The following is a 13,016-nucleotide window of genomic DNA, read 5'->3' as shown; positions in this document are numbered from 1 at the left end:
GGAGATCGAACTTGATATAAGTGATTCAAACCTAGCAGTTGGATCTCGCCTGAGCCGGCTCAGGCTGCTGAATGATGAAACCGCAGCGACATAAAGATGAACCGAATCACGAAGATGCCCGCCACGATCCAAGTTCCCCCAGACACTTCCTTGGCTCTACCTTGGCAGGTTTTCACAATCGGATAGGCAATAAATCCGATCGACAACCCTTCCGCGATAGAATACGTTAATGGAGTCAGGAAAATCGTCAGAAACGCTGGAATCACTTCCGACATATCATCCCAGGGAATTTCTTTCACCTCGGCCAACATCATCGCGCCCACAATCACCAGCGTCGGCGTCGTTGCAAAAGCCGGAATCGCTTTAAACACCGGAATGAAAAACACCGACAGCGCAAATAATCCTGCCACAACTAAAGCGGTAAATCCAGTTCGACCGCCTTCGGCAATGCCTGCGACCGATTCAATATAAGTCGTCACGCTCGACGTACCGAATATCGGACTGATTGTGGTGCCAATGGCATCTGCCATCAGTGCTTTATTGGCACGCGGCAGCTCGCCCGAAGGTCCAATATAACCAGCCCGCATTCCGACACCCGTTAACGTCCCGATGGTGTCAAAAATATCAACAAACAGAAACACAAATAGCACTGCAATCCAGTCAATAAAATTCTCGGAGTTCAGATTAGAAATGCCCAGAAATGCTTGACCAAAAATGTCTTTTGGCAGTTCCGGCAGCGCAAAAAATCCTTGAGGTGGGGGTGAAACCTTGAACAGCCAAGCCCAAATAGCAGTTCCCAAAATTCCAAATAGTAACGCACCTTTGACGCGCCGCACCACCAATCCGGCTGTAATCGCTAAACCCGCCACAGCCAGTAGCGTGTTCGGTTCTGCTAAGCTGCCAAACGCCGTTTTTGTGGCTGGATTTGCCACAATCAATCCGGCCCCCCCATTAACAACATCTCCTGACATCCCGATGTAGGCAATAAACAAGCCAATCCCACCTGCGGTTGCGTGCTTGAGCGACTTGGGAATTGCCGCGATCAATAACTTACGTACATCTATCAACGTCAGAAGGATAAAAATTAATCCCTGAACAAACACGCATGACAGCGCCAACCGCCAATCGATTTTCAGTCCGATTACAACTGAGAAAGCAAAAAAGGCATTCGTTCCCATTCCAGGCGCGAGCCCGAACGGGTAGTTTGCTAAAATTGCCATGCAGAAGGTTCCAACTGCTGACGCCACAGCGGTTGCTACAGCCAATTGCGAAAACAAATCTCCAGGCTGTTGTAGAAAAATCGCGTTTGACAGAATAATCGGATTGACGACTAAGATGTATCCCATCGTCATGAACGTGGTGATACCCGCGAGCGTCTCTGTTCTGAAATTGGTTCTGTAGAAATCAAACTGAAAGAACTCTGCCAGTGCTGCTTGCCAACCTGTGTAGGATTGCTTTGGTGGAATTGGTTTTTGAAATTCTAAATCAGCGCTCATGGTTTGGATCTGCTCCATTTAATTGAGATAGGAGTTAGGCGGTAAACGATCGTCCTAGACCCAATGCCGCCAATTCTTTGGGATAGGCGATCGAGCTTTTATCCCCGGCAATGTGGACTTCATCTTGCAGCGCGCGAGGTAAATCTTCGGGATACTGTTCTTCAACAATGTCCTTATCTTCGCCAAACACTTGATGGTTAAAGTCCAGCGTGTCTTGCAGCGGTGCATCTTTGTCAAAATTGCGGCTTCTCGGCACTACCCAAGCGAGTTTTGCGGGCTGAAACCGGACAGGCAGCATTTAGGATGTGTAACTGCCCGTTCCCAAAGGTAACGCTTAACTTCGCTGTGAACGGCAGCCACACTTCAAACAATCGACGCCACTAAAACCCAGGCGGACTCAGATGCTTTAGATTGTGCGGATAGTTGCTCACAGTGCTGACATCCCGCAGCGCGAAACCCGTGCGGTAGTCGCTCAACGGGATAATCTGGCACTTCTGGATTTCCGCGCTCGCCAAAGGATTCGGTTTGAACAAACGCAAAATGACTCACATCCAGAAAGCCTTCGACTTGACGACCTGTGGCAGCTTCGTGAGCTACGCTGGCTGGCAGAACCTGAATATAGTCTGGATCGTTCCATTCCTGAAAGTATGGAACCTGAATATAGTCTGGATCGTTCCATTCCTGAAAGTATGGAAAATGCACTCCTCCGTTATCCACGAGCCTTACCCACACTAAACCATAGCGTTCGGTGACAGCGTAGGTCGTCAATTTCAGCCGAGCGGGAATTGCGGCATCCAGTTGAGCGGGAATACGCGTGCATTGACCGCTTTTGTCGTAGCCGACGCCGTGATATTTGCATTGGAGTTCATCGTTCTCAACCCGTCCCAAACTCAGAGGAACACCGCGATGCAAACACAAATCCCGTGCTGTAACGATCCAGCTATCGGAAAGTCGAAACAGCACGAGACGTTCATCGAGCAGCTTTGCGGCAAACGGTCGATGCGTAACTTCATGCGAGAACGCGATCGGATACCCAAACGCCGCAAGGGCTTTCCAATCAGTTTCACTAAAGGTGCAGTTTCGAGGCCATACAAACGCAGAATTGCATGATCGTTCTTGTGTAGTGTGCATAATCCTGTATGCGAAATACCGCTGAAGCTTAAGATATTAGAAAGCTTACTTCTGTACGATTTACTACATACCCCTCTTCTGTCACTTTCGGCCTAAAATAATCCGGGATGCTTAGAGCATAAGACTTTTATCAAAAATTTTGATTGTCGGCATTCTGTTAGAAAATAAACGCTCAAATCCCCGCTCTATCTACAGTTAAAAATTTGGCTCTCACTTTTATTTTCCCAGAGTGACAGAAGAGGGGTAATCACTGTTAGTAACCAAGCGGCAAATATCGTTGGCAAGTTATCAAAAGGCGCTATTGCCATGCTGCCCCAAGCTGAATATAGCGTTATCAGGCAGGAGGGAGAATGTGGCTACACAACCAATGCTTTAACGTAAAGATTCAGGTCCAAAAAGACTTAAGTGGCGGCATCTGGTAAAATAAAAGAATGAAAAAGCCCGCACCCACCAGAGAGCAGAAAAAAACCGAAATCGAGCGGTTGAGCCAAGCTGAAAGAGTGGAAATGGTACTGGATCTGCAAAAAATTATTGCACAATTGCAAGAAAAACTAGCTATTGCTGCGGGCAAAAGTCGAACCACCAGTCAGACTTCATCCAAACCCCCATCAACGGCTCCGATCCAAAAACCCGATAAACCAACAGTTAAACCAGAAGCAGACCAAAAAAAGAAACCAAGCGGACAACCAGGTCTTGACGGGGAGAACCCGCAAAGGGTTTGGACGAGTACACAGAACCGAAATTAGCTCACCCCACATCTGTCTCAGGGCTTAAAGAATGGCTATGGACGGCTAGTGGAGAAGGATTCTGTTTGTTTCATGCGGCAAATACTTTTGTGACGTGTGGAAGTAGAAACCATGCTGGGTACAAAACTTGCAGGAGCCTTAAGCTCAGATGATTTCAGCGTTTATAATGTTGGGAAAGTTGCAGCCCAACAGAAGTGTCTGGCTCACTTACGACGGCATTTCAAGAAAGTGCTGGGACTTCCTGGCAACAATAATGCAGCAGTCCCTCAAATATTTCTGTCATTAATAGATGAAGCTTTTACCGCCCCTGAGTCCTGGCGAAAGACAAAGGATCGACTGTTATCGATCGCGGATTCATCCCTCCGATAGGCTGGTCGCTTTTTAACTATTCGAGGGGGTCTAGGGGATCAATAAGTCCCACACCATAATCTTTGATTTGGTGTTGGGATACATGGACACCCCCACACCGATTTTATCCGGTCAATCAGGCGTAAAATCGGTAGCAGGTATAGATTTATAGATTTGCAATTCTGTGTTAGACTTGATTGCATGACTCTGATCATGAACTACTGCTACCGAATTTATCCCGACGCCAGCCAAGAAGAAACGATGCTTCATTGGTTGGAAATTTCTCGCAAGGTTTATAACTACGCCTTGCGAGAAATCAAAGATTGGGTCAATTCGCGTAAATGTAGTTTAGATTATTGTTCGCTGGAGAGAGAATACATCGTTCCAGCCGACAAGCCATTCCCTACCTATTACGTTCAACAGAACGAACTTCCCAAAGCGAAGAAAACGTTCTCGTTGTTGGGCGAAGCCCCTTCTCAAGTTCTGCAAACTACTATTCGTAGATTGCATGATGCTTGGAATTATTTTCAGTCGCGGGGGTTTGGCTTTCCTCGCTTCAAGAAGTTTGGACAAATCAAGTCCATGCTCTTTCCTCAATTCAAAACCAATCCTATTACGGGATGGCAGATAAGCTTGCCCAAACTTGGGAAGATGCCTATCAACTTGCATCGACCTATCCCAGAGGGGTTTGTGGTTAAGCAAGCACGGATATTGAGGAAAGCTGATAGGTGGGAAGTTGTAGTAACAATTGAGTCTGATGTGTCGATACCTGACGCTCAACCGCATGGAGATGGGCTGGGTATCGACTTGGGATTGTCCAAGTTTTTGACAACCTCGGATAAAGAGTTTATTGCTAGACCCCGATTCCTGACATCCTTGTACCGCAAGCTGGAATTGCTGCAACGTAAGTATGCCAGAACGAAAAAGGGTTCTAAGAACCGTGAGAAAGCTCGAATCAAGGTTGCCAGATTCCACAACCACATCGCTAGAGTTCGGAAGGATTGGCAATTCAAACTGGCTAACCATCTGTGTACCAAGGAAGGTATTGGGATGGTCTTTGTTGAGAACTTGAACTTGAAAGCGATGTCCAGGGGGATGTTGAGAAAACATACCTTGGATGCTGCTTTTGGTCAATTTCTCAATCTGTTGGAGTGGGTCGCCAAGAAGCATCAAATCTATTTTTGTCGCGTCAATCCAGATGGAACGTCTCAAACTTGCCCTAAGTGCAACACACATACGGGTAAAAAAGAGCTTTCCGAACGAGTTCATAAATGTGGTGAGTGCGGATATCAAACCGATAGAGATCACGCAGCATCCGAAGTTATTAGGTTGCGTGGTTTAGAACTCATTAGTACGCAAGGACTTTGCGGAATAGAAAATGCCTATGCAGTCGGTCTGCCGGGGATTGATGAAAGTCAGTCGCCGTCAGAGGCGAAATCCCGCAGGGGAAGAACTAGGAAATCTTCCAACAGTGATGTTGGGAAGCCCATACCATAATCTTTGATTTGGTGTGGGAGGATGTCACATTTTGCGCTATAAATGGAAATTGCAACAGCATCAAGCACGCTCCGAACACAGCTTTAAGTTTTAGGAGAATTTTCATGGCAACGCAAAACCAATCTCAAACCTCACAGCAAAATTCAGCTAGCGACGATCGCCCTGAATCTCGGCAGCCGATCCGCACTTCTGAAGATTGGGAAAAACCAGAGCTCGAAGAATTCGATTTGTGTTTGGAAGTCACCGCCTACATCTACAACCAGCAATAGCAGGAAATAACTATCATGCTTTTGTTGATAAAACACTCAATTCTGAGGATTGGGCTGGCAAGTGCTGGAATCACGATCGCAGCTTGCTCTGTCGCTCCCCCAAATACGGCTACTGTTGCCCCTACTGCTGCCCCTACTGCTGAAGCATCCCCCGTTCAAGCAGTATCTCCAAGCAGCACGGCTCAGGGGTTCAAGCAAGCAACGGTCGCGGAAGGGTTAGAACGCCCCTGGGGCATGGCATGGCTGCCCGATGGCAGTATGTTGATTTCGGAAAAAGCAGGGCGACTGCGGTTGCTGAAAAATGGGGTGTTGGAACCAACTCCGATCGCGGGCGTGCCGTCCGTGATGTCATCAGGCCAAGGTGGATTGATGGATGTTTCCATTCACCCTCGATTTGCCGAAAATCGATTTGTGTATCTGACTTACGCCTCGGGCACCGCCGATGCGAATCGGACTCGCATTGCCAGAGCGAGATTTGACGGCAAAGCTTTGCAGGATTTGCGCGTCATCTTCGAGGTGTCTCAAGTCAAGTCGGGTACGCAACATTTTGGATCGCGCATCCTGTGGCTGCCGGATGGCACCATGTTAGTCGCGATCGGAGATGGCGGAAATCCACCGGTGCAGCTAGAAGGCGCTCTGATTCGGAAGCAAGCACAGAATTTAGGCAGCCGTCTGGGCAAAATAGTGCGGTTAAACGATGATGGTTCAATTCCTCGCGATAATCCCTTCGCAACAAATGCCAATGCAGATCCGGCTATTTGGAGTTACGGACACCGCAATATTCAAGGGATAGCCTTCGATCCGGGAACAAAACGAGTTTGGGTAACGGAACACGGGGCGCGCGGCGGCGATGAATTGAATCTAGCTGAAGCGGGCAAAAACTATGGATGGCCGCTCGTCACCCACAGTCAGGAGTATGCAGGCGGCGAGATTTCACAGGAGCGATCGCGCCCCGGTATGGTAGATCCAAAAGTCGTTTGGACTCCGGCAGTGGCTCCTTCTGGACTGGCATTTTATACTGGCGATCGTTTTCCTGCTTGGAGGGGCAATCTGTTTGCCGGGGGCTTAGTTTCTCAAGACGTGCGGCGGATCGAGCTCGATGCAGCAGGAAATGTCCTCCGCCAGGAAGAAATTAGCATCGGGCAGCGGGTGCGGGATGTGCGGCAAAGTCCAGATGGGTTGCTGTACGTTCTCACAGATGACTCGAACGGTAAATTGATTCGGCTGGAACCGACTAATAACTGAGGTCGATTTGATTCTGGCTGCTGAATTCTGAATTCAGAATTCTTATTTTTAACGGATTTTGATAGATGATCGTGAGAATTTTGGGAGCAGCGGCGGGCGGGGGATTTCCCCAATGGAACTGTCATTGTCGGGGCTGTGAAGCGAGTCGATCGGGCCGGGCAACAGCGCTAACTCAATCATCGATCGCAATTCGATCGAACGGCGGGGATTGGTTTTTAATTAATGCTTCGCCGGACGTGCGCCAGCAAATTGAACTAATGAGAGCGCACAACTGTTTTGCTCCGCAAAACGGGCGCTCGCTGCCTTTTGCTGGCATCATTTTAACGGATGCTGAAATCGACCATACGACTGGGTTGATGTTGTTGCGGGAATCATCGCATCCTTTAAAAATTTACAGTTCAGATCGAGTCAAATTCGCCCTGACAACCGGCTATCCATTATTTTCGACACTGCAAAATTATTGCGGTGTCGATTGGTCGCCTCTAGATGCTGCCATCTCGCTGGCATCGGATCTGGAAGTCGAGGCTTTTGCACTTTCGACAAAACCGCCGAAATATATGCAGAACGAAGATCGATCGCCGGATGAAGTTTGGGGCGTAGGATTGACAATTCGCGATATCAGCACTGGTAAAACTCTAACTTATGCACCCGGATTGGCGGCGATCGACGAGACAATGCAGCGCCGTTTAAATGCCAGCGATTGCATCGCGATCGACGGCACGTTTTGGACTGATGACGAACTTCCAGCCTTAAGTGTTGGAGCGCGATCGGCACTGCAAATGGGACATTTACCTTTATCGGGAGAGCGAGGCAGTTTGCGGCAGCTTGAAGGACTAACTGGGTCGCGCAAAATTTTAGTTCATATCAACAATACCAATCCAATTCTAATTCCAAATTCTCCTGAGCGACAAGCAGTTGAAAGTCAAGAGGTTGAAATTGGTTGTGATGGATTAATGTTTGATTTGTGATAGGGCAATCATAAATGATTCATAAATTTTTTACCCCAAAAATTCCCCAAACTCGCTCGATCGGGAGTAAGAACTTCACAAATGATTTTCCGTAATGCCAGCCTTTTTTATTAGGTCGAGCGAGCGGAGGCGAGATATAGCAATCCTGAAAATATGCAATGATAAATTCATCACAAACTAGATCCGCTCGAACCATGCAAGAATTATTGTCACCGATTGAATTCGAGAATTTGCTGCGCCAGCAACACCACCGCTACCACCACCTGCACCCGTTTCACCAACGCATGAATGCAGGAGAATTGACTCCAGAAGAAGTTCGGCGCTGGGTAATTAATCGCTTTTATTATCAACGCAATATTCCGCTTAAAGATGCTGCAATTTTATCGAATTGTTCCGATCGAGAAGTGCGGCGCGAGTGGATTCAACGCATTATCGACCATGACGGCCGGAATATCGATCGCGACGTTAGGGGTGCGGAAGCAGGAGGAATTGAAGCATGGTTGCGATTGGGTGAAGCGGTGGGACTGTCGCGCGATCGACTGTTGGACGATGGAAATGTTTTGCCCGGAGTGCGATATGCTGTCGATGCTTATGTCAATTTCTGCAAGACTAAACCTTGGATTGAAGCGATCGCATCTTCGCTGACAGAGTTGTTTGGACCTGATGCAATTCGCGATCGATTGGTTGCGTTGGAAAAATACTATTCATGGATCGATCCGAGTGGATTTGATTATTTCCGAGTGCGATTGCATCAAGCCCCTCAAGATGCTCGCTACGCACTGAATTTAGTGGTGCAAAACTGTCAGACTGTTGAGATGCAACAGAAAGCTGTTCGGGCATTAATTTTCAAATGCGATCTGTTGTGGAGCCAGCTTGAAGCGATCGAACGAGGAGACACTCGTCCCTCAGAAACATGAGGGGAGAGGGGAAGAGGGGAAGATTTTAGATTGGGGGATTGGGGGATTGGGAGATTGGGACAATTACTAACTGTCAACTATCAACTATCAACTGTCAACTATCAACTGTCAACTATCTTGAAAACTAATGAATGGTAACAGTTATCCCTATCTTGCTTGTGGAGTGCGGCTGTTTTGGGATGAGATCAGGCAACAGCATTTTCTCTTGTTTCCCGAAGGCGCAGTCAAACTGAATAAAACGGCTTGGGCAATTTTAAAACTGTGCGATCGCCACCATACGACCGACGAAATTATTGCAGAGTTATCCGCGCAGTTTGCTAGCCCCAATGTAGAAGCAGATGTCCGCCAACTAATCGCTCAAATTTCGCAGCGAGGTTTTTTAAATGAATGAAATTGCGCTACCTTTTAGCTTGGTTGCAGAGTTAACCTATCGCTGTCCTTTGCGCTGTCCTTACTGCTCGAATCCGATAAATTGGAGCGATAATTCTTACCAGCAAGAACTCCAGACAGAGGATTGGTTGCGAGTAATCCGGCAAGCTCGAAAGTTGGGTATTTTGCAGTTGGGGCTGACTGGTGGAGAACCTTTGCTACGCAAAGACTTAGAAATATTGGTGGAAACCGCGGCCGAGTTAGGACTTTACACGACATTAGTTACGGCCGGAACTTTACTCACAAAAGAACGGGCGGCAAATTTAAAAAACCTGGGTTTAGATCACGTTCAAATTAGCATTCAAGATAGCCTCGCGGCGCAGTCCGATCGCATTGCCGGAACGCGATCGTTCGACCAAAAAATCGCTGCGTCTCAACTGGTAAAAGAGTTAGGTTTGCCGCTAACATTGAACTTTGTTTTACACCGTCAGAATCTGGATCGCCTTGAGGAAATGCTATCGCTGGCCGAGATGTTGCAAGCCGATCGCGTTGAATTAGCAAACACTCAATACTACGGTTGGGCGCTGCACAATCGGGATGCTTTATTGCCGACTCGCGAACAGTTAGCCCGCGCGGAACAAGTGGTGAAAGCAGCTCAACAAAGGCGCAAAATTCCGATGGGAATTCTCTATGTTATTCCAGATTACTACGCTCAATATCCCAAACCTTGCATGGGCGGTTGGGGGAATCGGACGTTAATTATTACTCCCAATGGCGACGGTTTACCGTGCCAAGCGGCAATGGCAATTCCCGATATTGAGTTTGGCAATATTCGCGATCGCGCGCTTGATTGGATTTGGTTTGAGTCTGCGGGAATGAATCGATTTCGCGGCACGAATTGGATGCCGGAACCTTGTCAGAGTTGCGATCGTAAAACCTTGGATTGGGGTGGTTGTCGCTGTCAAGCATTTCTGTTAACCCAAGATGCACGGGCTACCGATCCTGTTTGCCATCTTTCACCCCAACACTCTCAAATTCGATCGGTGTTAGATAGATTGTCCGTGCACAAAGAAGATTTTGTCTACCGCGATCGATCGGCAGGAACAAAAGGATTTAATTAAAAAGGGACAATCTGGAATTGCAACCTCTATTAATCTAATTTAAAACAGAATGGCGATCGCCATTCTTCCACCGCTTAAACAATTCCGGCGTCACCAACTTTTGCGTAAAAAAGATTGTCTCCAAAACTATCAACAATCCAAAAATAATCAACCGCATATCTCTCAAAAATTGTGCCAACCCAACCGGCAATTTCTGAATAGTAGCCAATCAGCCATCTCCGAATCAAACATGGATTGATTTGAATTTCAGCTAGCAATGCTGCAAAAAGAAGCAGAGGAACTAAAGAAAAAATAGCTAACTTTAATACAATTGAGGGATATTGTTGGCGGCTGCTTGGCGAACATCCGAGTTTGGGAGTTTATCAGTTGGTTGTGGAAGTCGAAGGAGATTGAAGGGAATTGATAGCTATATCACACCGATGTATTGTATCCCACAATGGTTTTAAGCAATAGCGAGATAAATGCGTCCGAAGTAATAAGAGTAAGATGCGAATACTTCTCTTGTTTGCACCGTACCATCTAATGCGGCAGAAATCTTGGAATTGATTTTCGGTCCCAATAAAACCCTGCTATTGCTGTCGATCGTACACTCAACTTTTCTCGTAAGCAGGTGGCCGATACTCGAATAATTCTTGCTCTGCCGCCGCAAATTTAGACCCATCCCTCCCAGAAGCAGGCCGAGCAAAGGACGCTTTGTTGCGAATCCCCTGGATATCTTCAGAAGAACGCTCAGACGATAGCACAAACTGAGTTCTCTGATAACGCAGATCGGCCAATTCAATTTTACCAGGTCGCCCTTCACAATAAGCTCGCTGGGCACAGCGTTTAACTGCGATCGCAATTTCAGCACTCGTTGCTCCGGCATAATCAGATAGTAGCAAATACCACTGTCTGTCGCTCCAAAGATTCTCTTTTCCTTCCCCAAACTGCTCTGGGAAATACTTAGCCAAATGCAAATTGAAAATCTCATAGCGAGCGCCGCTGTGCGGCAAATCCACAAACCAGATTCCGCCGTCGTCAAATCTGCGGATAAGTTCAGCCGGCAGCATTTCTAAGCGGTTAACAGTAGCTAACATTAACACGGGGCTTTCATGCTCCTGCATCCATGTGAGCAATTTCTGCGACAGCCGCCTAGCTACACCGCCATCAGCATTTGATGCCCAGCCAGAAAAACCCTTGTCAAAATCGTCAAAGAACAACACGCAGCCGCCCAAATTATCGGCTGTATCCAGCATTTTGTTGAGAGCGCGATCGGGATTAGAAGAACCTAGAATATTGCCCCAACTTGCTGCTAAAAGCGCATAACCTAATTTCTTAGCAGCTAGCTTTGCACTCAAACTTTTGCCCGTCCCCGGCGGCCCCCACAGCAGCATTCCTTTGGGGGGTCTGAGGTGATATTTCTTGGCATCAGCTTCTGACAGCTTTACGACTTCGCTCAAATAAGCGTCTAATAAATCTAAACCGCCAGCATGAGGCACGTCTGGAGAAGCAATGAACTCCAACCCCTGGTCTCGAAGTTGCGATATTTTATGCTCTAATACCAACTGTGCGATTTGGACAACTGAAGCGGTCACAGAGAGCGATCGATCTAACACTAATTCAATTTCAGCCTGTGGCAGCCCTAGACTAGAAACAGCCAGCCGTTTTTTAGCAGCTACCGCATCTGAACCAAAATCAAGGGAACAATTGCGATCGCAAAAATTATCTACAAGAACTTCGACTTCAAAACGATCGGGTAACGGACATTTGAGTAGAGGAATTAATGGACTTAGCTTTGATGGCAGTTGGATGTACTCACCCAGCAGTACCCAATATTGGTGGGCCCAACGCCCTTTCAGTTCAAAGAATGCGTTAGCCAATTGAGAATAACGGCGGATAAGAGGCTGTTCGCTACTCTCTGATTCCAAAATATCCTCTAACAAAAAGATACCGGGGCAGTCATTTTCCAGCAGAAATTGCAGGACATCGCTTTCGACAGATAGCTCAGTTTTGCAGAGGACGCATTCACTATTATACATCTCTGAAAAAGCATCTGAAACGCTTGTCATGTTTGAGTGAAAACCTAAATTTGGGAGATGTTTATCGAAACACTGCACCTGTTGAAGAGTTGACTGCACCTGTTGAAGAGTTGACTGCACCTGTTGAAGAGTTGCATAGCCCGGATTCCAATAATAAACAGGTAAACAACACTCATTAGCGTACTGATGAAATGATGACAAGATTGTTTGGCGATCGGCACTGTAATATTCGAGGGCAATAATGGGAGTTTGAATAACTCTTAAGTTAGACCAGTTATTGGAAATCTTCATGCGTTATACACCACTACTTACAGGAGATTTAACATAAAATTTAACTAATGTAATTAAAATTTAACTTCCTGCTAATGAGCGAAATTCTCCCCCTCAACTGGAGGGGGTAATTGTGCCTAACGGCACTCATAAATTGATGTTATGTAAGTTAAATTGTCAATCATGGCCACAACTAAAAAACAAACAGCAGCCACTCCAAATCGCTCTCAGTCACCAGTGCCTGCTAAATCTAAACCGCCCGAAAAACAGAACAGTCAAACAGTCGGCAGTAACAATGGAGCTAAATCAAAACCTCAACTTAACCTCAGCTCCGAGCAACTTGCTGTCGAGCTAGTCAAACAGATTCGCAATACAATTCATAAGAAGTACGGTGTGACAATTCAGCGTCGCGATAGCCGTATTTCGACAAAGGTTGGCCACGCAATTCGCGAAAAACTGGGATTGGATATTCAAGCTCAGTTGAATAAGCGCAACGGTAATGGCAATGGTAAAAAGTTCGACTGGCAAGAGTGGAACAATACTGTAGACATCTCCGAAAACAATCAAAGCCTCTGTGTAGTTAAGTTCTAGGACGTAAATGTAATCCTCGTAAATTAGCTA

The 13,016-nt window shown here is 46.9% G+C and carries 15 protein-coding genes; 10 read left to right on the top strand and 5 right to left on the bottom strand.

Going from position 1 to position 13,016, the window contains the following annotated elements; translation table 11 throughout:
• Nucleotides 1-59: 59 nt before the first annotated feature.
• The 3 genes from QUB51_RS26655 to QUB51_RS26645 form a co-directional block, all read right to left on the bottom strand.
• The gene (locus QUB51_RS26655; protein ID WP_333212452.1) at nt 60-1,496 is read right to left on the bottom strand and encodes an NCS2 family permease; all 1,437 of its coding nucleotides are present in this window, start codon (nt 1,494-1,496) and stop codon (nt 60-62) included.
• A 34-nt stretch (nt 1,497-1,530) separates the two neighbouring features.
• Nucleotides 1,531-1,794, bottom strand: a complete 264-nt coding sequence (locus tag QUB51_RS26650) for a hypothetical protein (RefSeq protein ID WP_333058491.1) — start codon at nt 1,792-1,794, stop codon at nt 1,531-1,533.
• Between the two features lie 65 nt (nt 1,795-1,859).
• Nucleotides 1,860-2,627, bottom strand: coding sequence for a Rieske 2Fe-2S domain-containing protein (locus QUB51_RS26645; RefSeq protein WP_333058493.1), 768 nt, complete (start codon nt 2,625-2,627; stop codon nt 1,860-1,862).
• Between the two features lie 431 nt (nt 2,628-3,058).
• Here QUB51_RS26645 and QUB51_RS26640 point away from each other — a divergent pair, with 431 nt between their 5' ends.
• The 9 genes from QUB51_RS26640 (at nt 3,059) to pqqE (ending at nt 10,107) form a co-directional block, all read left to right on the top strand.
• Nucleotides 3,059-3,373: a hypothetical protein gene (locus QUB51_RS26640; RefSeq protein ID WP_333058496.1), complete on the top strand. Its 315-nt coding sequence runs from the start codon at nt 3,059-3,061 to the stop codon at nt 3,371-3,373.
• Nucleotides 3,374-3,484: 111 nt separating this feature from the next.
• On the top strand, nt 3,485-3,742 hold the full coding sequence (locus QUB51_RS26635; protein WP_333058498.1) for an IS66 family transposase: 258 nt from the start codon (nt 3,485-3,487) through the stop codon (nt 3,740-3,742).
• A 192-nt stretch (nt 3,743-3,934) separates the two neighbouring features.
• Entirely contained in the window at nt 3,935-5,218 is a 1,284-nt protein-coding gene (locus QUB51_RS26630) for a transposase (protein WP_333058500.1), read from the top strand.
• A 104-nt stretch (nt 5,219-5,322) separates the two neighbouring features.
• Nucleotides 5,323-5,487, top strand: coding sequence for a pyrroloquinoline quinone precursor peptide PqqA (gene pqqA, locus QUB51_RS26625; protein WP_333058502.1), 165 nt, complete (start codon nt 5,323-5,325; stop codon nt 5,485-5,487).
• Between the two features lie 15 nt (nt 5,488-5,502).
• Nucleotides 5,503-6,732, top strand: a complete 1,230-nt coding sequence (locus QUB51_RS26620; protein WP_333058504.1) for a PQQ-dependent sugar dehydrogenase — start codon at nt 5,503-5,505, stop codon at nt 6,730-6,732.
• 65 nt (nt 6,733-6,797) lie between these two features.
• The gene (pqqB, locus tag QUB51_RS26615) at nt 6,798-7,700 is read left to right on the top strand and encodes a pyrroloquinoline quinone biosynthesis protein PqqB (protein WP_333212554.1); all 903 of its coding nucleotides are present in this window, start codon (nt 6,798-6,800) and stop codon (nt 7,698-7,700) included.
• Nucleotides 7,701-7,858: 158 nt separating this feature from the next.
• Nucleotides 7,859-8,617 (top strand): pyrroloquinoline-quinone synthase PqqC, encoded by a 759-nt coding sequence (gene pqqC, locus QUB51_RS26610; RefSeq protein ID WP_333058619.1) that lies wholly within the window; start codon nt 7,859-7,861, stop codon nt 8,615-8,617.
• Nucleotides 8,618-8,744: 127 nt separating this feature from the next.
• Nucleotides 8,745-9,008 carry a pyrroloquinoline quinone biosynthesis peptide chaperone PqqD gene (gene pqqD, locus QUB51_RS26605; protein WP_333058621.1) on the top strand — a complete coding sequence of 88 codons (264 nt, stop codon included), beginning with the start codon at nt 8,745-8,747 and terminating at the stop codon, nt 9,006-9,008.
• A complete protein-coding gene (gene pqqE / locus QUB51_RS26600; protein ID WP_333058622.1) occupies nt 9,001-10,107 on the top strand; it encodes a pyrroloquinoline quinone biosynthesis protein PqqE in 1,107 nt (368 codons plus the stop codon). The genes pqqD and pqqE overlap by 8 nt, the downstream gene beginning before the upstream one ends.
• Nucleotides 10,108-10,141: 34 nt before the next feature.
• Here the strand turns inward: pqqE and QUB51_RS26595 are convergent, their stop codons facing one another.
• Nucleotides 10,142-10,315, bottom strand: coding sequence for a hypothetical protein (locus QUB51_RS26595; RefSeq protein WP_333058623.1), 174 nt, complete (start codon nt 10,313-10,315; stop codon nt 10,142-10,144).
• 382 nt (nt 10,316-10,697) lie between these two features.
• Nucleotides 10,698-12,416: an ATP-binding protein gene (locus QUB51_RS26590; RefSeq protein ID WP_333212551.1), complete on the bottom strand. Its 1,719-nt coding sequence runs from the start codon at nt 12,414-12,416 to the stop codon at nt 10,698-10,700.
• Nucleotides 12,417-12,578: 162 nt separating this feature from the next.
• On the opposite strand from QUB51_RS26590, the gene QUB51_RS26585 reads away from it, so the two are divergent.
• Nucleotides 12,579-12,986: a hypothetical protein gene (locus QUB51_RS26585; RefSeq protein WP_333263994.1), complete on the top strand. Its 408-nt coding sequence runs from the start codon at nt 12,579-12,581 to the stop codon at nt 12,984-12,986.
• Nucleotides 12,987-13,016 lie beyond the last annotated feature (30 nt).

It is taken from the genome of Microcoleus sp. AT8-A3, from assembly GCF_036705675.1.
Classification (GTDB): domain Bacteria; phylum Cyanobacteriota; class Cyanobacteriia; order Cyanobacteriales; family Microcoleaceae; genus Microcoleus.
Note: the sequence above shows the minus strand (reverse complement) of the source record. Positions and strands in the feature narration are given on the sequence as shown.

What these genes read in the sequence shown, in the direction of transcription:
- QUB51_RS26655 (WP_333212452.1), bottom strand. Translation starts at nt 1,496, where the DNA reads ATGAGCGCTGATTTAGAATTTCAAAAACCAATTCCACCAAAGCAATCC.
- QUB51_RS26650 (WP_333058491.1), bottom strand. Translation starts at nt 1,794, where the DNA reads ATGCTGCCTGTCCGGTTTCAGCCCGCAAAACTCGCTTGGGTAGTGCCG.
- QUB51_RS26645 (WP_333058493.1), bottom strand. Translation starts at nt 2,627, where the DNA reads ATGCACACTACACAAGAACGATCATGCAATTCTGCGTTTGTATGGCCT.
- QUB51_RS26640 (WP_333058496.1), top strand. Translation starts at nt 3,059, where the DNA reads ATGAAAAAGCCCGCACCCACCAGAGAGCAGAAAAAAACCGAAATCGAG.
- QUB51_RS26635 (WP_333058498.1), top strand. Translation starts at nt 3,485, where the DNA reads ATGCTGGGTACAAAACTTGCAGGAGCCTTAAGCTCAGATGATTTCAGC.
- QUB51_RS26630 (WP_333058500.1), top strand. Translation starts at nt 3,935, where the DNA reads ATGAACTACTGCTACCGAATTTATCCCGACGCCAGCCAAGAAGAAACG.
- pqqA (WP_333058502.1), top strand. Translation starts at nt 5,323, where the DNA reads ATGGCAACGCAAAACCAATCTCAAACCTCACAGCAAAATTCAGCTAGC.
- QUB51_RS26620 (WP_333058504.1), top strand. Translation starts at nt 5,503, where the DNA reads ATGCTTTTGTTGATAAAACACTCAATTCTGAGGATTGGGCTGGCAAGT.
- pqqB (WP_333212554.1), top strand. Translation starts at nt 6,798, where the DNA reads ATGATCGTGAGAATTTTGGGAGCAGCGGCGGGCGGGGGATTTCCCCAA.
- pqqC (WP_333058619.1), top strand. Translation starts at nt 7,859, where the DNA reads ATGATAAATTCATCACAAACTAGATCCGCTCGAACCATGCAAGAATTA.
- pqqD (WP_333058621.1), top strand. Translation starts at nt 8,745, where the DNA reads ATGAATGGTAACAGTTATCCCTATCTTGCTTGTGGAGTGCGGCTGTTT.
- pqqE (WP_333058622.1), top strand. Translation starts at nt 9,001, where the DNA reads ATGAATGAAATTGCGCTACCTTTTAGCTTGGTTGCAGAGTTAACCTAT.
- QUB51_RS26590 (WP_333212551.1), bottom strand. Translation starts at nt 12,416, where the DNA reads ATGAAGATTTCCAATAACTGGTCTAACTTAAGAGTTATTCAAACTCCC.
- QUB51_RS26585 (WP_333263994.1), top strand. Translation starts at nt 12,579, where the DNA reads ATGGCCACAACTAAAAAACAAACAGCAGCCACTCCAAATCGCTCTCAG.